This is a genomic window from Gordonia sp. ALPHA1B1 (assembly GCF_005502615.1).
Lineage (GTDB): Bacteria > Actinomycetota > Actinomycetes > Mycobacteriales > Mycobacteriaceae > Gordonia > Gordonia hongkongensis.
Genome location: NZ_SCOC01000025.1, coordinates 45,043 through 69,716 on the forward strand (window position 1 = coordinate 45,043; position 24,674 = coordinate 69,716).

Annotated in this window: 22 protein-coding genes; 11 read left to right on the top strand and 11 right to left on the bottom strand. The window is 68.1% G+C overall.

Going from position 1 to position 24,674, the window contains the following annotated elements:
* Positions 1 to 55: 55 nt before the first annotated feature.
* From mmsB to FFS52_RS16490, 3 genes are read right to left on the bottom strand one after another with little or no spacing between them, the layout of a single operon-like run.
* A complete protein-coding gene (gene mmsB / locus FFS52_RS16480; RefSeq protein ID WP_065629722.1) occupies positions 56 to 925 on the bottom strand; it encodes a 3-hydroxyisobutyrate dehydrogenase in 870 nt (289 codons plus the stop codon).
* Between the two features lie 41 nt (positions 926 to 966).
* Positions 967 to 2,142, bottom strand: coding sequence for an acyl-CoA dehydrogenase family protein (locus tag FFS52_RS16485; protein ID WP_137810308.1), 1,176 nt, complete (start codon positions 2,140 to 2,142; stop codon positions 967 to 969).
* Positions 2,143 to 2,148: 6 nt separating this feature from the next.
* Positions 2,149 to 3,681: a CoA-acylating methylmalonate-semialdehyde dehydrogenase gene (locus tag FFS52_RS16490; protein ID WP_065629789.1), complete on the bottom strand. Its 1,533-nt coding sequence runs from the start codon at positions 3,679 to 3,681 to the stop codon at positions 2,149 to 2,151.
* A 158-nt stretch (positions 3,682 to 3,839) separates the two neighbouring features.
* Between FFS52_RS16490 and FFS52_RS16495 the strand changes: the two genes are divergently transcribed.
* Entirely contained in the window at positions 3,840 to 4,280 is a 441-nt protein-coding gene (locus tag FFS52_RS16495) for a flavodoxin domain-containing protein (protein ID WP_065629724.1), read from the top strand.
* 25 nt (positions 4,281 to 4,305) lie between these two features.
* On the opposite strand, the gene FFS52_RS16500 is transcribed toward FFS52_RS16495, so the two are convergent.
* Entirely contained in the window at positions 4,306 to 5,199 is an 894-nt protein-coding gene (locus FFS52_RS16500; protein ID WP_137810309.1) for a DMT family transporter, read from the bottom strand.
* 115 nt (positions 5,200 to 5,314) lie between these two features.
* Here FFS52_RS16500 and FFS52_RS16505 point away from each other — a divergent pair, with 115 nt between their 5' ends.
* The 4 genes from FFS52_RS16505 to FFS52_RS16520 all read left to right on the top strand — a co-directional run bounded on the left by FFS52_RS16505 (position 5,315) and on the right by FFS52_RS16520 (position 9,033).
* Positions 5,315 to 5,608: a hypothetical protein gene (locus tag FFS52_RS16505; protein WP_058253832.1), complete on the top strand. Its 294-nt coding sequence runs from the start codon at positions 5,315 to 5,317 to the stop codon at positions 5,606 to 5,608.
* Entirely contained in the window at positions 5,605 to 6,099 is a 495-nt protein-coding gene (locus tag FFS52_RS16510; RefSeq protein WP_078113639.1) for a histidine phosphatase family protein, read from the top strand. The genes FFS52_RS16505 and FFS52_RS16510 overlap by 4 nt, the downstream gene beginning before the upstream one ends.
* 21 nt (positions 6,100 to 6,120) lie before the next feature.
* The gene (gene nadE / locus FFS52_RS16515) at positions 6,121 to 6,945 is read left to right on the top strand and encodes an ammonia-dependent NAD(+) synthetase (protein ID WP_068970977.1); all 825 of its coding nucleotides are present in this window, start codon (positions 6,121 to 6,123) and stop codon (positions 6,943 to 6,945) included.
* A gap of 66 nt (positions 6,946 to 7,011) precedes the next feature.
* Positions 7,012 to 9,033 (top strand): NAD(+) synthase, encoded by a 2,022-nt coding sequence (locus tag FFS52_RS16520; RefSeq protein ID WP_137810310.1) that lies wholly within the window; start codon positions 7,012 to 7,014, stop codon positions 9,031 to 9,033.
* Between the two features lie 305 nt (positions 9,034 to 9,338).
* Here FFS52_RS16520 and FFS52_RS16525 read toward each other — a convergent pair whose 3' ends face one another.
* The 3 genes from FFS52_RS16525 to FFS52_RS16535 form a co-directional block, all read right to left on the bottom strand.
* Positions 9,339 to 10,739: a wax ester/triacylglycerol synthase family O-acyltransferase gene (locus tag FFS52_RS16525; RefSeq protein WP_137810311.1), complete on the bottom strand. Its 1,401-nt coding sequence runs from the start codon at positions 10,737 to 10,739 to the stop codon at positions 9,339 to 9,341.
* A gap of 132 nt (positions 10,740 to 10,871) precedes the next feature.
* Positions 10,872 to 11,708, bottom strand: coding sequence for a fibronectin type III domain-containing protein (locus tag FFS52_RS16530; RefSeq protein WP_137810312.1), 837 nt, complete (start codon positions 11,706 to 11,708; stop codon positions 10,872 to 10,874).
* The gene (locus tag FFS52_RS16535) at positions 11,708 to 13,600 is read right to left on the bottom strand and encodes a serine/threonine-protein kinase (protein WP_137810313.1); all 1,893 of its coding nucleotides are present in this window, start codon (positions 13,598 to 13,600) and stop codon (positions 11,708 to 11,710) included. The genes FFS52_RS16530 and FFS52_RS16535 overlap by 1 nt, the downstream gene beginning before the upstream one ends.
* Before the next feature lie 105 nt (positions 13,601 to 13,705).
* Here FFS52_RS16535 and FFS52_RS16540 point away from each other — a divergent pair, with 105 nt between their 5' ends.
* From FFS52_RS16540 to FFS52_RS23715, 6 genes are all read left to right on the top strand, one after another.
* The gene (locus FFS52_RS16540) at positions 13,706 to 14,257 is read left to right on the top strand and encodes a nuclear transport factor 2 family protein (RefSeq protein ID WP_078113633.1); all 552 of its coding nucleotides are present in this window, start codon (positions 13,706 to 13,708) and stop codon (positions 14,255 to 14,257) included.
* 347 nt (positions 14,258 to 14,604) lie between these two features.
* Positions 14,605 to 15,597, top strand: coding sequence for an acyl-ACP desaturase (locus FFS52_RS16545; RefSeq protein WP_058253529.1), 993 nt, complete (start codon positions 14,605 to 14,607; stop codon positions 15,595 to 15,597).
* Positions 15,598 to 15,689: 92 nt separating this feature from the next.
* A complete protein-coding gene (gene dusB, locus FFS52_RS16550) occupies positions 15,690 to 16,823 on the top strand; it encodes a tRNA dihydrouridine synthase DusB (RefSeq protein ID WP_171011660.1) in 1,134 nt (377 codons plus the stop codon).
* Between the two features lie 176 nt (positions 16,824 to 16,999).
* Complete coding sequence (locus tag FFS52_RS16555) at positions 17,000 to 19,252, top strand: LCP family protein (RefSeq protein WP_137810314.1); 2,253 nt, start codon at positions 17,000 to 17,002, stop codon at positions 19,250 to 19,252.
* A gap of 107 nt (positions 19,253 to 19,359) precedes the next feature.
* Positions 19,360 to 20,022, top strand: a complete 663-nt coding sequence (phoU, locus tag FFS52_RS16560) for a phosphate signaling complex protein PhoU (RefSeq protein ID WP_137810315.1) — start codon at positions 19,360 to 19,362, stop codon at positions 20,020 to 20,022.
* A 166-nt stretch (positions 20,023 to 20,188) separates the two neighbouring features.
* Complete coding sequence (locus FFS52_RS23715) at positions 20,189 to 20,338, top strand: hypothetical protein (protein WP_165629676.1); 150 nt, start codon at positions 20,189 to 20,191, stop codon at positions 20,336 to 20,338.
* 77 nt (positions 20,339 to 20,415) lie between these two features.
* Here the strand turns inward: FFS52_RS23715 and pstB are convergent, their stop codons facing one another.
* From pstB to pstS, 4 genes are all read right to left on the bottom strand, one after another.
* Positions 20,416 to 21,192, bottom strand: coding sequence for a phosphate ABC transporter ATP-binding protein PstB (pstB, locus tag FFS52_RS16565; protein ID WP_004022008.1), 777 nt, complete (start codon positions 21,190 to 21,192; stop codon positions 20,416 to 20,418).
* Between the two features lie 45 nt (positions 21,193 to 21,237).
* Positions 21,238 to 22,137, bottom strand: a complete 900-nt coding sequence (gene pstA / locus FFS52_RS16570; protein WP_137810316.1) for a phosphate ABC transporter permease PstA — start codon at positions 22,135 to 22,137, stop codon at positions 21,238 to 21,240.
* A 2-nt stretch (positions 22,138 to 22,139) separates the two neighbouring features.
* Positions 22,140 to 23,168 carry a phosphate ABC transporter permease subunit PstC gene (gene pstC / locus FFS52_RS16575; RefSeq protein WP_137810317.1) on the bottom strand — a complete coding sequence of 343 codons (1,029 nt, stop codon included), beginning with the start codon at positions 23,166 to 23,168 and terminating at the stop codon, positions 22,140 to 22,142.
* 142 nt (positions 23,169 to 23,310) lie between these two features.
* Positions 23,311 to 24,390 (bottom strand): phosphate ABC transporter substrate-binding protein PstS, encoded by a 1,080-nt coding sequence (gene pstS / locus FFS52_RS16580; RefSeq protein WP_137810318.1) that lies wholly within the window; start codon positions 24,388 to 24,390, stop codon positions 23,311 to 23,313.
* Between the last annotated feature and the right edge of the window lie 284 nt (positions 24,391 to 24,674).

Genomic DNA, 24,674 nt, shown 5'->3' on the forward strand with positions numbered 1-24,674 from the left:
TGTGCCCGGAAACCGGGCACAACGTCATACGGATCTCGTGAGGTCGGCGAACGACCTAGTGCAGCGACGTGATGATCGCGCTGAAGTCGAGGTCCGCGTGCTGTTCGGCGAAGCCGCGGTAGAGCTGTGCGGCGTGGGTGCCCAACGGCGCACGGGCGCCGGTGCTGGCGACGGCGTCCATCGCAAGACCGAGGTCCTTGTTCATCAGGGCGGTCGCGAAGCCCGGCTTGAAGTCGTTGTTCGCCGGCGAGGTCGGGACCGGCCCGGGAACGGGGCAGTTGGTCTCGACAGCCCAGCAGTTGCCGGTGGCGCCGGTGATCACGTCGTAGAGCGCCTGGTCGTCGAGGCCCAGCTTCTGGGCGAGCACGAAGGCCTCCCCCACCGCGATCTGCTGGACGGCGAGCACCATGTTGTTGCACACCTTGGCGGCCTGGCCGGCACCCGCGGCACCGCAGTGGATGATCTTGCCCGCCATCGGATCCAGGGTCGTGCGCGCTGCGGCGAAGGCCTCGTCCTCGCCGCCGACCATGAACGCCAGGGTGCCGGCGACGGCACCCTTCACCCCGCCCGAGACCGGGGCGTCGACCTGTGCGAAGCCGTGCTCGGTGGCGCGCTGGTGGATGTCCCGCGCGTCGTCGACCGAGATCGTCGACGAGTCGATGAACAGGGCTCCGGTTGGTGTTGCCGGCAGGATCTCGTCATACAGCTTCTTCACGATGCCGCCGTTGGGCAGCATCGTCACCACGACCTCGGCGGCGGACACGGCCTCGATGGCGGCCGGGAAGGTCTCGATGCCGTTGTCCTGCGCGGTCTTCACCGCCTCGGGTACCGGATCGAAACCGCGGACGGTGTGACCGGCTTTCACCAGATTGGCGGCCATCGGGCCACCCATGTTGCCGAGGCCGAGGAAGGCGATCGTCGTCATTGTCTCTGCTTCCTACGAAAGTGGTTGTCTAAAGCGAAATGTCAGCTGTCCCGGTAGCGGGTCGCGATCGAACGGCCGAGCACGACCCGCATGATCTCGTTGGTCCCCTCCAGGATGCGGTGCACACGGAGGTCGCGGACGATTTTCTCGATTCCGTACTCGGTGAGATACCCGTATCCGCCGTGCAGCTGTAGCGCCTGGTCGGCGACCTCGTAGCAGGTGTCGGTGACGAAACGCTTCGCCATCGCGCACTGTTCGACCTTGTCGGGCGCGCCGTCGTCGAGCGCCGTCGCCGCCTGCCACAACATCAGCCGGGACGCCTGCAGCGAGGTGGCCATGTCGGCGAGGGTGAACCGGATGGTCGGCTCGTCGATGAGCGCGTTGCCGAACGCGCGGCGACTCGCGACATAGGCCGCCGCCTTGTCGAAGGCGGCTTGCGCCCCACCGAGCGACGACGCCGCGATGTTGATGCGGCCGCCGTTCAGACCGTTCATGGCGATGCCGAACCCGATGCCCTCGGTGCCGCCGAGGAGGTTGCCCGCGGGCACCCGCACCTCGTCGAGGATGACCTGGGCGGTGGGCTGCGCATGCCAGCCCATCTTGTGCTCCTGGGCCCCGAAACTCAGTCCGGGCGAATCCTTCTCGACCAAGAACGTGGAGATGCCCTTGGGTCCGGCGTCACCGGTGCGCGCCATGATGACGTAGAGGTCCGACGACCCGGCCCCGGAGATGAACTGTTTGACCCCGGTGAGCACGTACTCGTCGCCGGCCCGCTCGGCACGCGTGGCGAGCGCCGCCGCGTCGGAGCCGGCACCCGGCTCGGTCAGGCAGTAGCTCGCCACCGTCTCCATCGTGGCCAGGCGCGGCACCCAGGTCGAACGCTGTTCGTCGGTGCCGTACTCGTCGACCATCCACGTGCACATGTTGTGGATGGACAGGAACGACGCGACGGCCGGATCGGCGTACGCCAGTTGCTCGAAGATGCGCACCCCGTCGAGGCGCCGCAGGCCACTGCCGCCGGCGTCCTCCGAACAGTAGATGGCACCCATCCCGAGTTCCGACGCCTCACGCAACTCGTCGACCGGGAAGTGGTTCGTGGCATCCCATTCGAGCGCGAACGGCGCCAGTTTCTTGGCCGCGAAACCCGCCGCGGTCTCGACGATGACACGTTCGTCACCGTCGAGCCGGGCGAGTGCGGCGTCGGCGAAAGTCGTCAACGCCGATCAGTCCATCGTCGGGATGACGAACTCGGCGCCGTCCTTGATGCCCGACGGCCACCGCGTCGTGACCGTCTTGGTCTTGGTGTAGAACTGGATCGACGCCGGGCCGTGCTGGTTGAGGTCGCCGAAGCCCGAGCGCTTCCATCCGCCGAAGGTGTAGTACGCCACCGGAACCGGGATCGGCACGTTCACGCCGACCATGCCGACGTCGACGCGGGCCGTGAAGTCGCGGGCGGCGTCGCCGTCCTGGGTGAAGATCGCGACACCGTTGCCGTACTGGTGGTCCGACGCCAGCGCGAGGGCCTCCTCGTAGTCGCCGGCACGCACGATCGACAGGACCGGTCCGAAGATCTCCTCGGTGTAGATGGTCATGTCCTTGGTGACGTGGTCGAACAGGGTCGGGCCGATGAAGAAGCCCTTCGAGATGTCCTCGTCGCCGAAGGTCTGCTCGTTGTTGGCGCGCTCACGTCCGTCGATGACGACCTCGGCACCTTCCTCGGCACCCTTGTCGATGAACCCGCGGACCCGCTCGAGAGCGGCGGCGGTGACCAGGGGGCCGTAGTCGGCCTTGGGGTCCAGGCTGTGACCGACGCGCAGTGCGTTGACCCGGTCGATCAGCTTGGCGCGCAACCGGTCTGCGGTCTGCTCGCCGACCGGGACCGCGACGCTGATCGCCATGCAGCGCTCACCGGCGCTGCCGTAGCCCGCACCGATCAGCGCGTCGACGACCTGGTCGAGGTTGGCGTCGGGCATGATGATCGCGTGGTTCTTGGCGCCACCGAAGCACTGTGAGCGCTTCCCGTGGGCGGCCGCGGTCGAGTAGATGTACTGCGCGATGTCGGAGCTGCCGACGAAGCCGAGCGCCTTGACGTCCGGGTGGGTCAGCAGCGCGTCGACCGCTTCCTTGTCGCCGTGGACGACCTGGAACACGCCGTCGGGCAGGCCGGCTTCGGTGAACAGCTCGGCGAGACGCACCGGCACGGACGGATCGCGCTCGCTGGGCTTGAGGATGAAGGCGTTGCCGCACGCGAGCGCGGGCCCGGCCTTCCAGAGCGGGATCATCGCCGGGAAGTTGAACGGGGTGATGCCCGCGACGACCCCGAGCGGCTGACGGATGGAGTGCACGTCGATGCCGCCGCCGGCACCCGCGGTGAACTCACCCTTGATGAGGTGCGGGATGCCGATCGCGAACTCGATTACCTCGACGCCGCGCTGGATGTCGCCGAGCGCGTCGGCGTGGGTCTTGCCGTGCTCGAGCGACAGCGTGGTCGCGAGCTCGTCGGCGTTCTTGTTCACCAGGTCGACGAACCGCATGAGGACACGGGCGCGGCGCTGCGGGTTCCAGGCGGCCCACTCCTTCTGCGCGGCCGATGCGGTCGCGATCGCGGCGGCGACCTCGTCGGTGGACGCCAGCGGAACCTGGGACTGCACGGCGCCGGTGCTCGGATTGAAGACGTCGGCGAAGCGACCGCCCTCGGCGGTGACGCGCTTGCCGTTCAGGTAGTGCGGGATCGAGGAGACAGCAGGAGCGGACACGGAGATCACCTTCGACTTCGTTGGGGGTATGGCCGGTATCACCATATAGTAGGACATCCAAGTATTTCTTCCAACCCCTCGCCACCAGCGATTTCGCGCCGACGAGCCGGTTAGGCTACCCTCGCTTAGCGAAAACGCCGACGTCGAGAGGAGTTCACATGTCGGTCGTCATCCTCTACGGAACCGAAACCGGGAACGGTGAGCTCGTCGCCGACGCCATCGCCGACACGCTGGCCTCCGACCACGATCCGTCGATCTACGACATGAGCGAGTACGCGGTCGAGGACCTCGACCCCGAGGACTTCCTCGTCATCGTGTGCTCGACCTACGGCGAAGGCGAGCTGCCGACCGGTGCCGAGCCCTTCGCCGACGAACTCGAGAGCGTGAACCCGGACCTCACCGGTCTCCGCTTCGCGGTCTTCGGTCTCGGGGACTCGATCTACGACACGTTCAACCGCGGCGGCGAGATCGTCGCCGAGATGCTCACCAAGCGCGGCGCGGTCCAGGTCGGCGAGCACGCCCGCCACGACAACTCCTCGCCCATCAAGCCGGCGAAACAGGCCGCCGAGTGGGCCGAGGGAATCTCCCAGGAGATCTGAGCACGCCTGACGTCGACGCGGCCGGTCAACCCGCTGGTCGCGACGTCGCGCCCGCCGCCGGGCCCGCGTCGGCTGCGGCGGACTCCTCCGCCGCCACGGCCTGCTCGTATCCGCGCACGGCCGAGAGTTTCGCGAGTTCACACACGGCGCGCACCATGATCGCGAGCACGATGCCGAGGAACAGCGCGGTCGGTACCGAGACCTTCAGGTTTTCACCGAGCAGCAGCACACCGAGCACCATCGCGACGGCCGGCTCGGCGACGGTCATCGACGGGAACGAGGTCTGCAGATCACCGGCGCCGAACCCCATCTGCTGGGCGAGGATGGCGCAGACCACCACCAGCACGAAGAGATAGATCTCGGGGTGGACGAAGGTACGCCAGAAGTGGTGCGTGATCTGGTAGATCACGGTCTTCACCAGCAACGCCGACACGCCGAACAGGATGCCGGCGACGAGCCCGTAGAACAGTGCCTTGTAGTGCGGACTCGAGCGGTGGGCGAAGATCACCAGCGCGACCACGACGCCGATGACCGCTCCCACGGTGCCCCACAGCAGGAGAGCATCGGGGCGTCGCATCGACGGTTCGGGACGCGCCACGATCAGGAACGTCACCACGCACGCGACGAGAACCCCGCCCCAGGCCCACTCGATGCGGGCCGGGTGCCGATGATCGGCCCACGCCTCGAGCGGAAGGGCGAACAGCACGGCGAGCACGACGAGCGGTTGCACGAGCAGGATGGAGCCGAGACCCAGTGCCGAGGCCTGCAAACCGAAGCCGCACAGCGCGATCGCCGCACCGGCCCACCATCCCGGGGTGATCGCACCGTTGACCCGGGAGGCGCGCTGACGCAACACGGTACCGGCGGCGATCATCAACGCGGCCAGCACCGCGAGGAGCGCGGGTACCCAGGTGTGCACGATCCCCAGGGTAACGGCGGTGAGCCGCGGTCGCGGTCCCGGCCGGGGTCGTCCCGGGCGACATCGACGGTGTCGTAACACCAACGGCCTGCCCGGACACCGTAGATTCGAACCCATGCGTTATCGGTCAGATCTGGAACGACTGGCCACCCTCGACGCCGCCGCGATCGAGGTGGCCTGCACCGACTGCACCTCGGTGGGTGAGCTCATCGACTGTGCCGTGGACGAGTACCTGGAGTTCGACGTCGCCGCCGACGAGGCCGAGGCCCGCGGTCACGACGAACACGCGGCCTACCTCCGCCAGGAGGCCGCCGCCTGGCGCGCGACCGTGCGGGTCCTGCGGATGATCGGCGCCGAGTCGGGGTCCGAATCCGACGCCCGGGACCGCGGCCGGCACGGCGCCGCATGAGCCGGACCCGCACGCTGGTCCTGATGCGGCACGGCAAGTCGGGTTATCCGCCCGCGACGCCCGATCACGACCGTCCGCTGGCCGAGCGCGGCGATCGGCAGGCCGCCCTCGCCGGACGCTGGATGGCCGATGAGGGCCTGCGGATCGACGCGGTGCTGTGCTCGACATCGACGCGAACGCGGCAGACGCTCGCCCGAACCGGCATCGATGCGCCCGTGACCTTCGTCGAGGACATCTACGGCGGCGCGCCCGAGGAGATCCTGGAGGCCATCCGCGTCCACGCGCCCGCCGACGCGCGGACGGTCCTCGTCGTCGGCCACGAGCCCGGGATGCCGTCGACCGCGCTGACGCTCGATCCGCACGGCTACATCGAACGCTTCCCCACCTCGGCTTATGCGGTCGTCGGCATCTCCCACGAGTGGGACCGGATCGGGTTGGCCCCGGACCCCGAGGCCCACCTCGTCGGCGTGCGGATCCCACGCGAGGGGTGACCGGTGGCGCACACTGGGATCATGCGTGAGATCCAGCGAACCATCATCGACGCCCTCGCCGTGAAGTCTTCGATCGACCCCGGCGAGGAGGTGGAGCGGCGGGTCGGATTCCTCGTCGACTACCTCCGCGCCACCGGCGCCAAGGGTTACGTACTCGGCATCTCCGGCGGCGTCGACTCCAGCCTGGCCGGGAAGCTCGCCCAGCTCGCCGCCGAACGCATCCGGTCCGACGGCGGTGACGCGACCTTCATGGGCGTGCGGCTGCCCTACCGCGTGCAGCACGACGAGGACGACGCGGCCGCGGCCCTCGAGTTCATCGGCGCCGACGAGGTCGTGACCGTCAACGTGGCACCCGGCGTGGATGCCCTCGACGACGAGATCGAACAGGCCACCGGCACCCGGCTCACCGACTTCACCAAGGGCAACGCCAAGGCGCGGCACCGCATGGTCGCGCAGTACGCCCTCGCCGGTGACCGCGGGCTGCTGGTGATCGGCTCCGATCATGCGTCCGAGAACGTCACCGGCTTCTTCACCAAACACGGCGACGGTGCGGCCGACGTGCTGCCGCTCTCCGGCCTGAACAAGCGGCAGGGGCGTGCCCTCCTGCGCCACCTGGATGCGCCGCAGCAGCTGTGGGAAAAGGTCCCGACCGCCGACCTGCTGGACGAGAAGGCCGGACAGACCGACGAGGACGAACTCGGCCTGCGCTACGACGACATCGACGACTACCTCGAGGGGCGCGAGATCCCCGAGGACGCGGCCGAGAAGATCGAGGCCGCCTGGCACCGCAACCGGCACAAGCGCACCACCCCCGTCGAGGTCGACGACACGTGGTGGCGGTCCTAGCGCTGCACCCGGCCGGCGCGTTCGGCGGACCCCACACGACGGCCTGTCCGCGATTAGGGTGTCGGAGTGTCTGTCTACGCAAACGGATTCGCCCGCGTCGCCGGAGCCGTACCCGTCCTGACGCTCGCCGAACCCGCGGTCAACGCCGCGCGCACCGTCGAACTCGCGACGCGGGCCGCTGACGACGGCGCCTGCCTGGTCGTGTTCCCCGAACTCGGGCTGTGCGGGTACAGCGTCGACGACCTCTTCCACCAGGACGCCCTCCTCGACGGTTGCCGCACCGCACTCGACGACATCGTGACGGCCAGTGCCGGGCTCAAGCCGGTTCTCTGCGTCGGACTACCGATGCGCGTGGGTGACGGCCTGTACAACTGCGCCGCCGTGATCCACGACGGCGCGGTCCTGGGGGTGGTCCCGAAGTCGTACCTGCCGAACTACCGCGAGTTCTACGAGCAGCGCTTCTTCGCCGCGGCGCGCGACGCGATCCCCACGACCGTGCGGATCGGCGACGACGAGGTCCCGTTCGGTGCCGATCTCGTGTTCGAGGCCCGCGACCTGCCGGGTTTCGCACTGTTCGTCGAGATCTGCGAAGACGGCTGGGTGGCGATCCCACCGAGTACATGGGCAGCTCTCGGCGGCGCGACCGTGCTGGCCAACCTGTCGGGCAGCCCGGTCACCATCGGCAAGGAGAGCTACCGCACCAACCTGTGCACCGGGCATTCCGCGCGGACCATCTCGGCCCACGTGTACGTCGCTGCCGGGTACGGCGAGTCGACCACCGACCTCGCCTGGGACGGCGATGCCCTCATCACCGAGAACGGTTCGCTCCTCGCCCGCAGTGAACAGTTCGCGACGATCGACCAGATCATCACCGCCGACATCGATCTCGACCGCCTGCGGCAGGAACGCATGCGGATGATCAGCCTCCGGGACCAGGTCGGCGATCACTCCGACCGGTTGAAGTCGTTGCGTCGCATCGGTTTCGACTTCGGAGACCTGTCCGACGACGATGTCGTCCGGCGGGTGGTTCCCCGATTCCCTTATGTCCCAGCGGATTCCGCCGACCGCGACGAACGCTGCGCGGAGGTCCGCTCCATCCAGGTCCAGGGACTGGCCCAACGACTGCGCTCGACGGGTCTGGAGAAGATCGTCATCGGGGTGTCCGGCGGGCTGGACTCGACGCTCGCACTCTTGGTCGCGGTCGACACCTTCGATCGACTCGGTCTGCCGCGCACCAACATCCTCGGTTACACGATGCCCGGCTTCGCGACCGGCGGCCCGACACTGCGGCGCGCCCACGCGCTGATGAACTCGCTCGGGGTGAGCGGCGCGGAGATCGACATCCGGCCGTCCTGTGAGCAGATGCTCGCCGACCTCGACCATCCGTACGCGCGCGGCGAGAAGGTCTACGACGTCACCTTCGAGAACGTGCAGGCCGGTGAGCGGACCTCACACCTGTTCCGGCTCGCCAACGCCAACGGCGCCATCGTGCTCGGGACCGGCGATCTCTCCGAACTCGCGCTCGGATGGTGCACCTACGGCGTCGGCGACCAGATGTCGCACTACAACGTGAACGGGTCGGTGCCGAAAACGCTGATCCAGCACCTGATCCGGTGGATGATCACCAGCGGGCACCATTCCGCCGAGACCACCGAGACGCTCGTCGAGATCCTCGACGACGTCATCTCTCCCGAACTCGTCCCCGCCGGCGACGACGGCCGGATCCAGAGCACCGAGGACACGGTCGGCCCCTACGAGCTGCACGATTTCTTCCTCTATCACCTGACGCGCTTCGGTTATCGCCCGAGCAAGATCGCCTATCTCGCGCGCCAGGCGTGGGGTGACCGCAGCCGTGGCCCGTGGTCGGATCTGCTGGCCGAGGACAAGCGCAACGAGTACGACACCGCGACCATCGAGCACTGGCTCTCGGTGTTCCTGAAGCGGTTCATGGGCAACCAGTTCAAGCGCTCGGCGATGCCCAACGGCCCCAAGATCGGGTCGGGCGGGTCGCTGTCCCCACGCGGCGACTGGCGTTCACCCTCGGATGCGTCGGCGCGGGTCTGGCTGGACGAACTCGCCGGGGGCTAGTGCGGCGGGTGGTCGCGCCCTGCGCAAGCTCCGGCCGCTCCTCAGTACCTGCGGCCAGGCGGCCGTCGTGGACTACGAAGAACCCTCTTGAGGGTCCACATCTCTGCTCCCTGAGGTGCGAGCGAAGCGAGCCACGAAGGGCTCCGCAACCTGTCTCACCAGGCCCTTCGTGCCTCGTCGCTATCGCTCCTCGCACCTCAGGGAGCAATGGTTATGTCGTTCTTTCGGATCAGGGAGCAGGGTGGTCGCGCCCTCCGCAAGCTCCGGGAGCAGAACGGGACCAGGGGGCATGCGGTTCTTGCGGATCAGTCGCAGGCGGCCAGCAACTGCTTGATCTCGTCGTCGAAGGCGTTCGCGATGGCCCACGGGTCCGGGGTCTGATCGGTACAGCCGACGATGCCGATGTTGAGGTTGCCGTCGGCGGAGAAGACCGTGATGTTGAGTCCCAGGCCGTGCATGATCGGGCCCAGTGGGTACACGCCGGTCACGCGCGCGCCGAGGAAGTACAGCGGGAAATCCGGGCCGGCGACGTTGGACACCAGGACGTTGAACACCGGCGGATGCGCCGACGCCCAGTTGCGGTCGCCGTAGATCTTCATCGCGGTGGACAGTGTCGTACCGGGAGCGAACTGCGCCCAGGACCGCAGGATGTTCGCGTCGATCTCGGCGTGGTGCTCCTTCGAGGTCCGGCTCAGCTCGGCCTGCTTCCGCAGCCGCGCGACCGGGTCGGGCTCGTCGGAGGACAGCAGGGTGAACATGCCGGTCACCTTGTTGGTGCCCTCGACGACGAGGTCCTTCTCCTCGGCGCCGTGCACCGAGACCGGGACCATCCCGACCAGCGGACGATCGGGGAGCTCGTCGTGGCCGAGCAGGTAGGTGCGCAGCGCCCCGCCGACCATCGCGAGCACGACGTCGTTGAGTTTTACCTCGAAGTGGTTCTTCACGCGCTTCACATCGTCGAGCGAGAGCTGGGTGACGGCGATGCTGCGGTGCGGTGTGATGGGCGCGTTGAACCGGGTGCGTGGGGCACGGAACGGTGCGGGCATCGCCGAATCCTGTTGTGCCCGACGGAACCAGCCGACGGGTACGCCAAGCGTGCGGGGTAGCAGTTTGGCCATGGCGAGGGGCCGCTGCACGAAATAGTTGACCGCGCCGCCCGCGGCCATCGCGACGCGCGACGACGGGCCGGCCGACTCCCCCACCTTCTCGGCGTCGAGATCCGGCGGTTCGGGCGTGAGCGTGCACATCTGGGCGAGCATCTCGGCGCCCGTCACACCGTCGGTCCCGGCGTGGTGCATGCGCAGCATCGCGCAGACCCGGCCGTCGGCGAGACCCTCGATGATCCACAGCTCCCACAGCGGCTTGCCCCGGTCGAGCGTCTGCCCGGCGAGATGACCGCACAGTTCGGCGACCTCGCCGGCGCCGCCGGGGGCCGGCACGCCGACCCGGTGCACGTGCCTCTCGATGTCGAAGTCCTCGTCCTCGATCCACACCGGGTGGTCGATGTTGAACAGCGAGTTGTCGAGTTTCCGCCGGAACGCGGGTATGGCAGCGATGCGTCGCTCCATCTCGGCGCGGAGTTTGTCGAAGCGGTAGCCGCCCGGCATGGTGCTCGGATCGATCTCGAACAGACCGATGACATGCATCAGTTGCGAGCGTGTCTCGAGGTAGAGAAACGATGCGTCCAGTCCGCTCAAGCGCTGCATGGGATTCGCCTTCCCTCGACGTCGGGCACCCGACCCCGTGGGCACCCCACGCCATCATGCCGCACGTGACGACCCCGGCGGGGTCGGTTCCGGCACAGCCGTGACGACGTCGAGATGCCAGATGATCCCCGCTCAGAGCGGCAGCGAGTCGACCATGTCCAGAATGTCCTGTCCATCCGTTTCGAGCACGACGATCATGGCCAGCTCGCGCGACGGGTCGTCGGTGATCTTGAAGACCCCGCGTCCGTTCTCGTCGATCAACCCCGTCCCGTGCCGCCATCGCACCGGCCGCGACGTCTCCGAGGAACGCGAGTACTCCGCGTTCAGCGCATCTCGGGATGCGAACCAGAACACCCCGAAGGGGCGATCGACCGAGCCCGCGGCACATCGGACGACGAACACGGTGCGCACCTGACCCGCTCCGGTCTCCGACGGCCCGACCTCGTCCCGTCCGCCGGAGTAGCGGCGGATGCACTCGGTGTTCATCCACTGCGCCGCGGTGTCGGGGGCCTGCGGGAGCAGCTCCGGGAACTGCGCCACCAGCGGCGCGAACTCCCCCCAGCTCGCGCCCGTCCGGACCCGCTGCACGGGCCCGGACTCGGAGTACACACCCGCGCGGATCGCGATGACCCGGTAATCATGTTCTCCGGCAGGCACACTCACGTCCTCGGCGGAGGTCTCGGGTCCCTGGTGGACGACGTAGCCGTCGCCGCGGAGCAGCTGATAGGCCGACGCCCCGGACACCGGGTCCCACGACGCGACCACCCGTCCCGGTCGCGCCTGCAGGGTCAGGCCGCCGGGGGTGTCCGGCGCGTCGGGCGCGGTCACCGACCGGACCACGACGAAGCCGCCGACCGCGACCACCGCGGCGACGAGCACGATCAGCCCGATCAGCCACGGCCCCGACTCCAATCGGCGCGGCGAGCTCGGTGGCGTGGTGGGGGACGCCGAGGGTGTCGGTGAAGTCATCAGATCGGCAGCCTTCTCAGGACGTCGCCGGCTGCGGCGGCGGGCTCACCCGGGACGACCACCCACACCACCGACCGGGCATGGTCGCCGTCGTCGAAGGTGAGGATCGCCTGCCCCTGATCCCGCTGCTTGTCCGACAGGTACAGCGTGCCGGTGTGCCCCTGCGCGGTGGTGTAGTCGACGCCGCGGAGGTCGTGGGCGGTCACCTTCGCCGCCGCGACCGCTTCCTCCGGGGTCTCGTAGGTGTCGACGATCACCTGATACGCCGCCACACCCGGGTCCGACGGCCGCCCGCTGTCGTCGCCGGTCGCGGCGTCGGCGTCGCGGGTACACGACACGGTGCGTTTGCTCGACGAGAACGCGAGATCGCCGTCCTCGCCCCAGCAGCGCATCGCGTCGAAGCCGTTGGTGCTCAACGGCGTGGCCGGGATCAGGTCGTGGTACAGGTCGGCGATGGGTTGCAACTCGCCCCATGTCATGAAGACATCGACCTGTTCGGAGTTCCGGGAGAAGTCCGACACCCGGCCGCCGTCGTGCGCCGCGACCTGATACGTGTACATGCCGGGAACCGGCCGGGGCGCCGTGAACTCGGTGGCGGGCCCGGAATAGATCACGTCCTCGTTCTGGGTCACCACGTAGTCGGTGGCCCCGGCCACGCCGTTCCAGGTCAGTTCGACCGCGGTGGTCGTGACCTCCACGTCCGGGGGATCGGGGGTGTCCAGGGAGGTGGCCGACATGCGTGCGAAACCGATTCCGGCGCCGAGGATCCCGGCGACGAGCACCGCCACGATGCCGATCGCGGCGAGGTGGCGAGGCCGACGGACCGAAGTGGGTTGCGTCGCATCGTCATCGGGTGGCCAGATCTGCGACGGACCCGGTTGCACGGGCGGTGGCGTGTACCCCGTGCTCCCCGCGACGCCGGCGCCGACGTGCCGGAACCCCGGGCTCGGTTCCGGACCGGCCGGCGCGGGCCCGACGGGGGTCCCGGCCGGGGGCTCCGTCGGGGGCTCGGGCCTGATCGCCGGGCCGATGAGCGTTGCGCGGGAATCGAAGACGTCGGCGAGCGCGGCGGCGAACTCCCCCGCCGTCGGGTGACGGCGACCCGGCTCCTTGGCGATCGCCCGCGCGAGCACGGCGTCGACCCCGGCGGGCAGCGCCCGGTTGCGGGCGCTCGCCGACGGGGGTTCGTGATGCATGTGCGCGGTCATCAGTCCGTGCAGCGACGGCGAATCGAACGGCGGTGCACCGGTGAGGAGTTCGTACGCGGTGGCAGCGAGAGAATAGATGTCGCTCCGGCCGTCGACGCGCAACCCCTCGATCTGCTCTGGCGAGGCGTAGCGCATGGTCCCGATGGTGATCCCGGTACCGGTCAGGTGGGTCACCTCGTCGAGGACCTGGGCGATGCCGAAGTCGGTGAGCTTGACGGCCTCCGGGGCGCTGTCGGTGTCGCCGTCCGCGCCCGGCGTGATGAGGATGTTTGCCGGTTTGATGTCCCGGTGCATGACGCCGCGCCGGTGCGCCGCGTCCAGACCCGCCGCCGCCCCGGCGATGATCGTGCACGCGAGACCGGGGTCGAGGGGCGACTCCCGGGCGAGCATCCGGGCCGCGTCGGTACCCGGCACGTACTCCATCGCGATCCACAGCAACTCGTCGAAGACGCCACGGTCGTAGACGGCCACGATGTTGGGATGGTGCAGCGGAGCGACGATGTCGGCTTCGCGTTCGAACCGCGCGCGGAAGACCGGGTCCGCGGCGTGGACCGAGCGGAGCACCTTCAGGGCGTCGGCGCGCGGCAGCCGGGGATGCGCGGCCTGATAGACCTCGCCCATGCCGCCGCGTCCGAGCACGTCGAGGACGCGGTACCCCGCGATCAGGTCCCCTACCTGGTACATGACGTCCTCACCGATCCGTGTGCGGTGGCTGTGCTGGGGACGAATGGTACCGATTGTCGCGAAATGCGGTGGACCACACCGGTGCGGACTCTACGATCGTCGGCGATGGAAACCACCGAGAACCCGACCCCGACGACCGCCGAATTCACCCCGGCAGAGCTCGACGAGGCCTTCGCACAGTTCCAGCGCACGGTCGCCGAGATCGCCGTGAGCCGGGACTGGGATCGCTATGCCGAACTGTTCACCGAAGACGCCGACTACATCGAGCACGCCTTGGGCACCATGCGCGGCCGCGAGGAGATCCGGACCTGGATCTGGCGGACGATGACGTCGTTCCCCGGCAGTCACATGACCGGGTTCCCCTCGCTGTGGCATGTGGTCGACGCGCCGACCGGCCGGGTCATCTGCGAAGTCGACAACCCGATGCGCGATCCGGGCGACTCGACACACATCACCGCCACCAACATCACCATCCTCACCTACGCCGGCGACGGCCGGTGGAGTCGCGAAGAGGACGTCTACAACCCGATGGAGTTCGGGCGCGCGGCGATGCGCTGGTGTGAGAAGGCACGCGAACTGGGCACCATCGACGAACCGGCCACGGCGTGGATGGAGACGACGGGCGCGATGTTCGCCTCGCGTCCACGTTCCGGTTGAGGGCCCGCCGACCTGCGCGAACACCGGTTCCGGCGTCGCCCGTACCGACGTGACCGACACCACCGGCCGGACGCGTAACGCGACGCGCGGGCGTGAACGACACCCAGGCGACGGACTTGGGACACCGGTGTGCGTGCCGTACGCTAGAACTTTGACCAGTGGCGACGGGGCGGCTCGGGGGACCCGGCCCGACACACCACGGTCCGGTGGGCGGGGTGCGCACCTCCCCACGACGACGTCGCGAACCACGGTCGTGGCCGCCGGCCACGCACGCGGATCGATCGACACGACGCACGACGACGACACGCAATGACGACACACGCGGACACCGTTCGGAGGACATCTACATGGCACGCGACCTGACGCAACTCGAGCTACTCAAGGAGCTGGCCCCGGTTGCCGAGGACAACGTCAACCGCCACCTCAAGATCGCCAAGGACTGGAACCCGCACGACTACGTGCCGTGGGACGAGGGCCGTAACTTCGCCGCCCTGGGTGGCGTCGACTACGACCCCGAGCAGTCGCAGCTCGACGAGGTCGCCAAGGCCGCGATGATCACGAACCTCCTCACCGAGGACAACCTGCCGTCGTACCACCGTGTCATCGCCGACAACTTCTCGATGGACTCCGCCTGGGGCCACTGGGTCGGTCGCTGGACCGCCGAGGAGAACCGCCACGGCATCGTCATGCGCGACTACCTCGTGGTCACCCGCGGCGTCGATCCCGTCGCCCTCGAAGAGGCGCGGATGATCCACATGACCAATGGTTACGACCCGATGCTGGCCGCCGCCGGACGCGTGGACGAGCTCGAGGAGCACGCCGACGAGCTCGGTCTGCTGCATTCCGTGGCGTACGTGACCTTCCAGGAACTCGCGACCCGCGTCAGCCACCGCAACACCGGCAAGGCGTGCAACGACCCGATCGCCGACAAGATGCTGCAGCGCATCGCGGCCGACGAGAACCTGCACATGATCTTCTACCGCAACATCTGCGGTGCGGGCTTCGACATCTCCCCCGACCAGACGCTGCGCGCCGTCACCGACATCGTGACCAACTTCCAGATGCCCGGCGCCGGTATGCCCAACTTCCGTCGCCACGGCGTGCTCATGGCCAAGCACGGCATCTACGACCTGCGTCAGCACCTCGAAGAGGTCGTCATGCCGGTCCTGCGTAAGTGGAACGTCTTCGAACGCGACGACTTCAGCAGCGAGGGCGAGAAGACCCGCGAGGAGCTCGCCGCCTTCCTCGAGCAGCTCGAGAAGGACACCATCCGCTTCGAGGAGATGCGCGACCGTTCGCTCGCCCGCGAGGCCAAGAAGCGGGAGCAGCAGGCATCCTGAGCACCCTCATCGACAGCCACCCGGCGCCCTCGACCACCGAAGGCTCGCTTCCCAGCTCCCTAAGGAGCGAGCTTGCGAGCGTCTCGAAGGGACTGCGTATCGGGTCCATCGAACTGGCCAGCCCGGTCGTACTGGCCCCGATGGCGGGTGTCACCAACGTCGCGTTCCGGACGCTGTGCCGCGAACTCGAGCTCGCCCGCACCGGAACCGTCTCCGGGCTGTACGTCTGTGAGATGGTCACGGCGCGCGCGCTCGTGGAGCGGCACCCGGTCACGATGCACATGACGACCTTCGGACCCGACGAGAACCCGCGGTCGATGCAGCTCTACACCGTCGACCCGGAGTACACGTACCAAGCCGCGAAGATGATCGTCGACGAGAATCTCGCCGACCACATCGACATGAACTTCGGCTGCCCGGTCCCCAAGGTGACCCGCAAGGGCGGGGGGTCGGCGATCCCCTACAAGCGCACGCTGTTCCGCAAGATCGTCGCGGCGGCCGTCCGAGCCACCGAGGGCACCGACATCCCGGTGACGGTCAAGTTCCGGATCGGCATCGACGACGATCACCGCACCCATCTCGACGCCGGCCGGATCGCCGCCGAAGAAGGTGCCGCGGCCGTCGCCCTCCACGCGCGCACCGCATCGCAGCGATACTCCGGTGAGGCCGACTGGGACGAGATCGCCCGACTCAAGGAGCACGTCACCACCGTGCCGGTGCTCGGCAACGGCGACATCTTCGAACCCGCCGATGCGGTCGCGATGATGCGCCGGACCGGCTGCGACGGCGTCGTCGTCGGTCGCGGTTGCCTCGGCCGGCCCTGGCTGTTCGCCGAACTCGCCGCCGAACTCGGCGGCTTCGACGCTCCGGCGCCGCCGAACCTGGGCGAGGTCGCCGACATCATGGTCCGGCACTGCCAGCTCCTCGTCGATCACCACGGCGAGATGAAGGGTTGCCGCGAGATCCGCAAGCACGTCGCCTGGTACCTTCGCGGCTTCCCGGCCGGCTCGGAGATCCGGCGGCGGATGGCGCTCGTCGGCAGCGTCGACGAACTGCGTGAACTGCTGGCCGAGCTGCCGGCCGACGCGCCGTTCCCCACCGACGGTCACGGCCCGCGCGGCCGGCAGGGTTCGCCGGCGAAGGTCGCGCTGCCGGACGGCTGGCTCGACGACCCCGACGAGGACGTGATCCCCGCAGGCGCCGAGATCATGCACTCCGGCGGTTGAACCGGATTGCGAAAACCGTCACAACCGGTGCCTGGCTGAGACGCTTTCTCAGGTGGGATCAGTACTATTGCGCGGAGGTCCCGGTCGCCGGGACCTCCATTCTGTGCGCACCGCGCTGGTCGAGCCCCGATCCGCGGTGACTCCGCGACACGACCACGGGGCATGAGGAACGTGCATTGAGTCGTAGGACACCGGGCCCGGACGACCCCGAGGTGGGCGACGCCGATCGCTCTCGTCGTGGTCGACGCGCCGGACGCTCCCGCGACGACTTCGAGCCCGTCCCCGGTCCGGACGCGCCCGGTTCCACCGACCAGGGCTCCCCTCCCCCGGCGCACCCCAGCCTCCGCGAGCCACGCTCGGCAGATCGCTTCGTCCGGGGACGCACTCGCCTGACGGTCCGCCAGCTCATGGAGCAGATGAACGCGGAGGAGTCGTCGCCGTCGGAGCCCCCCGCCGGCTCCGGCCGGTCCGGCACCCGCCGCGCGACACCACCGCGCCCGGAGTCGCGGACGTCCGAGCCCCCGTCGTCGACCCGCGGGCGGTCCCGCCGTACCGGACCGCCGTTCGGTGGGAATGCCACGCCACCGTCATCCCCGGGCGGGCGGGTCCCCGCCGCTCCGCAGCCGGCGCCCGACGACCGCCCGACGACCGTCCATCGTTTCGACAACGAGGTCACCCAGAAGATCCCCACCGTCGGCGACGCCGCGCCCGACCTGTCCGATCGCGCCACCGAGCAGCGGGTGATCGAGGAATCCCGCGCCCAGGAGCCGGTCGCCGGCGGCCCGGCCGGACCGCCGGCCCAGCCCCCGCTGGAACGCACACCCGACCTCACCGAACCCCTCGCCCTGCGCTCGGCGCCTCGGCGCCATCCCGGACGCGACGAGGACCGGCAGGGCGCGATGCTGCGCAAGACCGCCGCGACCGGACGCATCCTGGTCGCCATCGCGTGCGTGCTCGCACTGGTGGGCACCGGCTTCGTCTGGGGTTACCTGCAGTCGTGGAACGGCAACTGGCGGAACGTCACCGCCGTCGACCCCGATGACCAGAACATCCGGAACAAGGACGCCCAGTACGGCGACGAGACGTACCTCATCGTCGGTACCGACACCCGCGGTGGCCAGAACTCCAGGGTCGGCGCCGGCACCACCGCCGACGCCGAGGGCGCCCGTTCGGACACCGTCATCCTGGTGAACATCCCGGCCAACCGCAGTCGCGTCGTCGCGGTGTCGTTCCCGCGCGACCTGCAGGTGGATCAGCCGGCGTGCAACGCGTGGGACAACGAGACCGGTGAGTACGGCGCCGAGATGCCGGCCCAGTCCGGCGTCAAGCTCAACAGCGTCTACTTCTACGGCGGTCCGCAGTGTCTCGTTCGCGTGATCACCGCGATGAGCGGGCTCAACATCAACCACTTCATCGGGATGGACTTCGTCGGCTTCGAGAAGGTGGTCCGCGCGATCGGCGGCGTCGAGGTCTGCTCGACGGTGCCGCTCTACGACTACGAGATCGGCCAGATCCTGCGTAAGCCGGGCAAGCAGAAGCTGACCGGCCGACGCGCGCTGAACTACGTGCGCGCCCGCAACATCAGCACGGAGGGCAACGGCGACTACGGCCGGATCAAACGCCAGCAGCTCTTCATGTCGTCGCTGTTGCGGTCGAGCCTGTCGGGCAATGTGCTGTCGAACCCCAACAAACTCAACGGGATCGTCAACACGTTCATCGAATACAGCTACGTCGACGGCGTCGACACCCAGTCGCTCATCAACCTGGCCGAGTCGATGCAGGGCATCGAGGCCGGCCGCGTCTCGTTCCTGACGATCCCGACGTCGGGTACCTCCACCGACGGCGCCAACAACGAGATCCCGCGCACCAGCGACATCGACGCGATCTTCGACGCCATCATCGACGACCTGCCGCTCCCCGGCGAGCAGGCGCGCAAGAAGCCGCCGTCGTCGTCGAAGGCGCCGACGAGTCCCGGCGCACCGAGCACCGGCTCGAACGCCAGTGCTCCCGGACCCGTGACCGCGACCGCCCAGAACCCCGGCAATGTCGGCGTCCGGGTTCTCAACGGCACGGGCCAGACGGGCCTCGCCACCGAGGTGTCCGAGCAGCTCACGCCGTACGGCTTCGACGTGCGGGGTGTCGCCGATGCCTCGGAGAACCGGGACGACACCGTCGTGCGCTACGGGCCGGGACAGCGCGACGCCGCCGCGACGCTGGCCGAGATGTTCCCGAACGCGAGCATCCAGCTCGACCGCACGGTCAAGTCAGGTGTCGAGCTCATCGTCGGTGCGGATTTCACCGGCTCCCTGGAGTCGGTACCGGCCTCCGGGGCGACCCTGACGGCGAACCAGCTCGCACCCGCGGAGAACACCGGCAATCTGCCCAACGACCTGGCCATCACGAACGCGGGCGACACCACCTGCACGTGATCTCAGGGTGTCGGTGCACTCGCAGGTGGACGGATCTGCACCCGACGTTCACTGGACGTTCATCGGTCGGAGTCGGCCTGGAGTGATCACGCACGTATCCTGGGACCATGCGTACCGCCTATCAAGAGCAACTCGAGGCGCTGACCTCGGTATTGGGTGAGATGTGCGAGCTCGCCGGCACCGCGATGGCGCGCGCCACGCAGGCACTGCTGCAGGCCGATCTCGCCATCGCCGAAGAGGTCATCGGGGACACCGACCGGATGAGCCGGCTGACGGCTCGCGCGGAGGAACAGTGCTTCGCGCTCCTCGCCCTGCAGGCCCCGGTCGCCGGTGACCTGCGTGGAGTCGTGAGTGGATTCCAGATCGTCGCCGACGCCGATCGGATGGGTGCACTGGCGCTGCACGTCGCCAAGGTCGCCCGCCGCCGGCATCCCGCCAAGGCACTGCCGGAGGAGGTCAACGGCTACTTCGCCGAGATGGGCCGCCTGGCCGTCACCCTGGCCAAGAACGCTCATGAGGTCCTCGTGACCAGCGACCCGCAGGCCGCCCTTCGTCTCCAGGAAGACGACGACGCCATGGACGACCTCCACCGCCACCTGTTCACCGTCCTGATGGACCGCGAGTGGAAGCACGGCGTCGCCGCCGCGGTGGACGTGACCCTGCTCGGCCGCTACTACGAACGGTTCGCCGACCACGCCGTACTCATCGGGCGCCGCGTGGTGTTCGCCGCGACGGGCAAGACCCCGGAGCAGTTCCAGAGCGTGGGGTGATTTCCCTCGCTCGGTGCTGGACATCGAGCGAGGGCCACACCGAAAGAGGCCGAGAATTCAGTTTCCGACACTGAATCTCGGCCTTTTTTTCATGTCCGTGAATATCTGGGCCCCAACGACGTCGAGGAGATTTCACACGCGCCGAGGTCGTCGTTAGGGTGGCGACATGGCCCAGCACTATCCGACCGAGCCCGATTTCAATGCGGTGACCGACGAGGACGCAGAGGCTGCCGCCCACCGCCGCAAGATCCTGGCCTACCTGGGTGTGACCGCGTCGCTGGTCGCCCTGCTGGTGATCCTGCTGCTCAACATGTGACACCCCGACACGACGACCCAGGCACGACGAGGCCCGCTCCCCCGAACGGGTGAGCGGGCCTGTTCGCGCGCGAAGGCTCAGCCGAAGCGGCCGGAGATGTAGTCCTCGGTCTCTTTCTTCGTCGGGTTCGAGAACATCGTCTCGGTGTCGTTGATCTCGACGAGCTGTCCCGGCTGGCCGACCGCCTCGAGGTTGAAGAACGCGGTCTGGTCGCTGACGCGAGCGGCCTGCTGCATGTTGTGGGTCACGATGACGATGGTGTACTCCTTCTTGAGTTCACCCATCAGGTCCTCGATGGCCAGCGTCGAGATCGGGTCGAGCGCCGAACACGGCTCGTCCATGAGCAGGACGTCGGGAGAGACCGCGATGGCGCGGGCGATGCACAGACGCTGCTGCTGACCACCCGACAGCCCGCCGCCCGGCTTGTCGAGGCGATCCTTGACCTCTTCCCAGAGGTTGGCGCCGCGCAGGCTCTTCTCGGCGACGTCGTCGAGCTGTGAGCGGTTCCGCACACCCTGCAGACGCAGCCCGGCGACGACGTTGTCGCGGATCGACATCGTCGGGAACGGGTTCGGCCGCTGGAACACCATGCCGATGGTCGCGCGCACGCTCACCGGGTCCACGGTCTTGCCGTAGATGTCCTCGCCGTCGAGCAGCACGCTGCCCTTGGCGTAGGCACCCGGGGTGACCTCGTGCATGCGGTTGAGGGTCCGGAGCACGGTCGACTTACCGCAGCCCGACGGGCCGATGAACGCGGTGATGCAGCGCGGCGGCACCTCGAGGGTGACGTCCTTGACCGCGTGGAAGTCGCCGTAATAGATGTTCAGGTCTTTGATGTCGAGGCGCTTTGCCATGTCATTGGTCCGTTCTGGAAAAGATGACCCGAGAAGGGTGGGAGGTCAGGAAGTCTTGGGGGCGAAGATCTTCGACACCGCCTTGGCGCCGAAGTAGACGATGGCAACGAGGATCACCAATGTCAGCGCCGCGCCCCACACCTGATCGAAGGCGCCCGGCCCGTTGTTGTACTGCTGCACCATCATCAGCGGCAACGACTGCTGGTTGCCGTCGAAGGGATTCCAGTTCATCGCACGCGTCGCACCGACGAGGATCAGCACTGGTGCCGACTCGCCCATCACTCGGGCGATGGCGAGCATGACGCCCGTGACGATGCCCGACAGCGCCGTCGGCAGGACGATCTTCACGATGGTCTTCCACTTCGGGATGCCGAGGGCGTACGACGCCTCGCGCAAATCCTGCGGGACGATCTTGAGCATCTCCTCGGTGGCGCGCACCACGAGCGGAACCATCAGCAGCACCAGGGCGATGGCCACCACGAATCCCGATCGGGGCAGGCCGAGCGTGGTGCGCCAGACCGCGTAGACGAACAGCGCGGCGACGATCGAGGGCACACCCGACAGGATGTCGACCATGAAGGTGGTGACACGCGCGAGGAGCGACTTCTTGGTCGCGTACTCCACCAGGTAGATGGCGACGAAGATGCCGAGCGGGATGGAGATGACCGCGGCCAGCGCGGTCTGCATCAGGGTGCCGATGATCGCGTTGGCCGCACCGCCGCGACGCTCGGCCTGGGTCCACCAGTCGATGTCGATGATCGCGCCGATACCGCGCGACACCAGCGTGAAGACCAGCCAGAGCAGGGGAACCAGCGCCAGCAGGAGGGCGGCCATGACGGCGACGCGCACGGTCCCGTCGGTGAAACGCCGACGCCCGGACATCGGGGTGAAGCCGGAGGGCTTCTTGACCGGATCGGCCGCGGAAGTAGTCGTGGTCACAGACATGGTCACTTCTTTCCGGCGACGACCGCGCGGGCGGCGGCGTTGACGATGAAGGTCAGGACGAACAGGGTCAGGCCGGCCGAGATGTAGGCGCCGGTCTTGGCGGGCGAGTCGAATTCGGCCGCGTTGTTGGCGATCTTCGTCGCGAAGGTCTCGCCGCTCTCCATGAGGTTGAAGTTCATGGGACCGGCGGTCGAGATGATGAGCAGCAGCGCCATCGTCTCGCCGAGCGCGCGGCCCAGGCCGAGCATCGAACCGGAGATGTACCCGGAGAACCCGAAGGGCAGCACGGCGACCTTGACGACCTCGAACTTGGTGGCGCCCAGGGCGAGCGCGGCTTCACGATGCCCCTTGGGGGTCTGCATGAAGACCTCGCGCGTGACCGCGGTGATGATCGGCAGGATCATGACCGCCAGCACGATGCCTGCGGTCAGCAGCGTGCCGCCGGTGCTCATGTTGGCGATCTGGGTGGGCTCCTGGAAGAACGGCAGGAAGCCGAGATTGCCGACCAGCCACTCGTTCACCGGCACCAGCGCCGGGCCGAGCACGAGAATGCCCCAGAGGCCGTAGACGATGGACGGCACCGCGGCGAGGAGGTCGACGGTGTAGGTGATCGGGCCGACGAAGCGCTTCGGCGCGTACTCGGTGAGGAAGATCGAGATACCCAGCGCCACCGGCATGGCGATCAGCAGCGCGATGACCGACACCACGACCGTTGCGTAGAACAGCTGGGGGATACCGAAGGCGAGCTGATCTCCGCTGGTGATCCACTGCCCGGTGTAGGTGAAGAAGTTCTCCTCGTTCTGCGCCAGCGACGGAATCGCCTGTGCGAGAAGGAAGAGTGCGATCAGCGCGATGACGATCGAGACCACGAATCCCGAGCCGACGGCCAGGGTGCGGAACACCCGGTCGGCGACGCGGTGATGCGCGGCCGCGTGGAGCGAGGATCCGGGTTGGTCGGGCGATGACCCGGGGGCCTGGAATTCGCCGGTGTCCGGCGGGATCGCGCCACCCTCTTTGCTCAGCGAGGTCATGCGTCCTTCTTGTGATTCGGCTCTGGTCATTGGGGCCACTTCCCGCCGTCTCGTGGACACGCGAAATGTCGTGTCAGTGTGTCAACCACACGCGCGGGACCGCAACCGAGGCGGCCCCGCGCACGTGATCAGAGGGGATTGATCAGGCGTTTCCGGACCCACCGGACAGCGAGTCGATGGTCCCCTGCAGCTTGGTCTTGAAGGCGTCGGGTACCGGCACGTAGCCGATCTCCTCGAGGCCGGCCTGGCCGTCGTTCAGGACCGCGGTGAACGCGTCCTTCAGCGTCTGGCTGGTGGCCTCGTCCTCGTAGCCCGCCGAGCAGACGATCGAGTACGGGGTGAGCAGCAGCGGGTAGGCGCCCGGAGCCTTCGAAGCGAACAGGGCGTCGGTGTCGACGACGAGGTCCTTGCTGGCCGGATCGGCGAAGGCCAGCGACTCGAGGGCGTTGCCCGCGCTCTCCGCGTTCAGCGTGACCGGGCCGGCGCCGAAGTCGATCTGAGCGACACCGAGGTCGTTCTCGGTGGCGAAGCCCCACTCGACGTAGGTGATCGAACCCGGGGTCTTCTTGACGGTGTCGCCGACGCCGGTCGACTTCGAGGCACCGGAACCGACACCCTTGGGTGCGAATTCCTTGCTGTGCTCGTACGGCCAGTCAGCGGGGGCCGAGTTCTCCAGGAAGCGCTGGAAGTTGTCGGTGGTGCCCGAGCTGTCCGAGCGGTACACCGGCACGATGTCGGTGGTGGGCAGCGTCACGCCGGGGTTCAGCGCGGCGATCTTGGGATCGTTCCAGGTGGTGATCTTGCCGTTGAAGATCTGCGCGATGACGCTGGGGTTGAGCTTGAGGTCCTCGACACCGTCGAGGTTGTAGGCGACCGCGACGGGGCCGACGACCAGCGGGAGGTGCCAGGGGGCGTTGCCGTTGCAACGTGCGGTGGCGTCGGTGACCTCGTCGTCCTTGAGGGCCGAGTCCGAGCCGGCGAAGTCGACGTCGCCCGCGATGAACTTCTTGATGCCGTCGCCCGAGCCGCTGCCGGTGTAGTCGAGCACGATGTCGCTGTTGTCGGTGAGGACCTGGCTGAAGTGCTCCATGGCCTTCTGCTGCGCGGTCGAGCCCTCGCCGCTGACAGTCTGTTCGCTTCCCCCACCGCCGCACGCCGTGACGAGTGTCAGTGCCGCGATCGCCGACACCGACGCCAGGGCGCCGTTCCGATTGATTTTCACCGCTGGTGTTGCCTTTCCGTTCGCGTTCCCCGCACCGACTGGCGTCGGCTCCGGAGTGTCCGAGTGGAAAGCTATGGGGGCGTGGTGGACTGATCCCCTCCAAAAGATGAACGACAGGTGAACTGGCCAAGGCAGACGGGGTGCGACCTGCCCAGGCGTGATCGTACGTGATCTGCGTAACCCGACATTCGAGACTTAGGCAAGCCTTGCTATAGTTCTGCGGATCGCACTCATGGCAACGCGTTCACCAACCCCGGATTCGACCCCCCGGCACGTCGACCCCC